The following is a 1,669-nucleotide window of genomic DNA, read 5'->3' as shown; positions in this document are numbered from 1 at the left end:
GGCGTCCTGAGCACCGAAACGATCGTCTGGGCGGCCGAGCACCGCTACCCGTACATCGCGCTGAACACCTCAATTGAGGCGACCAAGCGGATCTGGGCCACCTACGACAAGGTCGCTGAAGGCGTCGGGTATTCGCCGGGGCCAGAGAACCGTGGATACTTGCAGCGCATCTTCGTGGCCGAGACGGACGAGAAGGCGCTGGAGAACGCCCGCCAGTTCATGTGGATGCAGGGCGAGTTCACCGGCCTCGCACACCCGGTCTGGAGCACGCCCGCCGGCTACGGCAGCCCGGAGAACCGCCGCGCCTTCGTGGAATTTGCCACCGGTCGCGCGAAAAATCCGCGCGGCCGCCCGGCGCTGGAAAAGCAAATGGAAGAGCTGATGATCATCGCCGGCACGCCGAAGCAGGTGATCGCCAAGCTACGCATTCTGCTGGAGGAGACGCGGCCGGGCATCCTTGCGTTCTGGGGCAATGACGGCACCGTCAGCCACGAGGACGCCAAGACCTGCATCCGACTGCTGGGCACCGAGGTGTTGCCGGCGGTTCGGGAAATGGCAAAGGAGCTCGATCTGAAGAGCCCGTTCGAGACCAATCAGCCGGTTAGTGTCAAGTACATGCAGGGCGCCCAGGAACAAAAAGCGGCGGCGGAATAAGACCGAGTCGGTTGGCAAGGTGGGCGTCGTGTCGGCTGGTTGGGATTCTCCGTCCGGTCGAACGGCCGAAGCCCCGAGGACGCCGTAAGGAAACTCTTGACGCTCGGTTAGGAATAACATCGCCGACATCGCGACAAGTGTGTGGCTCAGAGGATTCCCGTGAATTGGGGTGATGACGACATCGAGGTCCGGCCTCCGCCTCGCCCTGATAGGGCGCGGCGCACAGACCCATCCGTTCGGGATTCGTTGCTGGATCCCGCGCCGGTGAGCGAAAAACCTGTTGCGCTAAACCGCTCCCCCCCGCCACCGAGGCTATGGGTATTGAATGCTGCAGCGTCCTTTGCCAATGCAGCCTCGGGACAGGTTGGAGGGCAGCCGGCAGGCATCGGCGGTCCCAAACGAGCCTTTGAGCGATCGACACCGCCGGGATTTGGCTGCTTGGCCTCCGTTCAGCGACGTCGAGGCTACCGCTGCGCAAGCGTCGGCACCCCGACCTGGCAGGTTATTCGGCTTTACGCAGTTGGAGCGGTGATCCCGGGTCATGATGTATCCGGGACCGGCTGGCAGATTTTGGGCGACCGAGCACGCGAGGGAGGGCGCGCGACACAGTCGATCACGACCATAATGCCGGAATGGCAGTGTGGACACGCCCGCAATGACTGTCCGGTCGGTGCCTCGAAACGATCGCGGTAGTCGCCAGGGGGATCGACCGCCGGTTCAGCCTCTGCCATCCTGAGGAGTCCGCGACATCGGGCGAGCTTCTGCGCGCGATGGCAGTTGCCGAGGAAGCCGAAGTACCGGATGCGGTGGAACCCGTCCGGCAACACATGGATCAGGAAGCGACGGATGAATTCGTCGGCCGGGAGGGTCATCGTCTTCTGGCGATTGTCGTCCCGGTAATCCTTCCAGCGGAAGCAGACCTTGCCGTCATCCATCGACAAAAGGCGGTTGTTGGAGATGGCGACGCGATGCGTATAGCGGCTGACATAGTCGAGAACCTGAGCCGGCCCGGCGA

General features: G+C 63.3%; 2 protein-coding genes. One reads left to right on the top strand and one right to left on the bottom strand.

Annotated features, from left to right (window positions below; translation table 11 throughout):
* Nucleotides 1–654 (top strand): LLM class flavin-dependent oxidoreductase (locus tag AC3XYG_RS37075; RefSeq protein ID WP_489144913.1); only part of this gene is annotated, 654 nt, incomplete at its 5' end.
* A 539-nt stretch (nucleotides 655–1,193) separates the two neighbouring features.
* Here AC3XYG_RS37075 and AC3XYG_RS37070 read toward each other — a convergent pair.
* Nucleotides 1,194–1,669, bottom strand: a 476-nt coding sequence (locus AC3XYG_RS37070; RefSeq protein WP_489144912.1) for an IS91 family transposase, incomplete at its 5' end; no start/stop codon positions are given.

This window comes from Inquilinus sp. (assembly GCF_057815775.1).
Note: the sequence above shows the minus strand (reverse complement) of the source record. Positions and strands in the feature narration are given on the sequence as shown.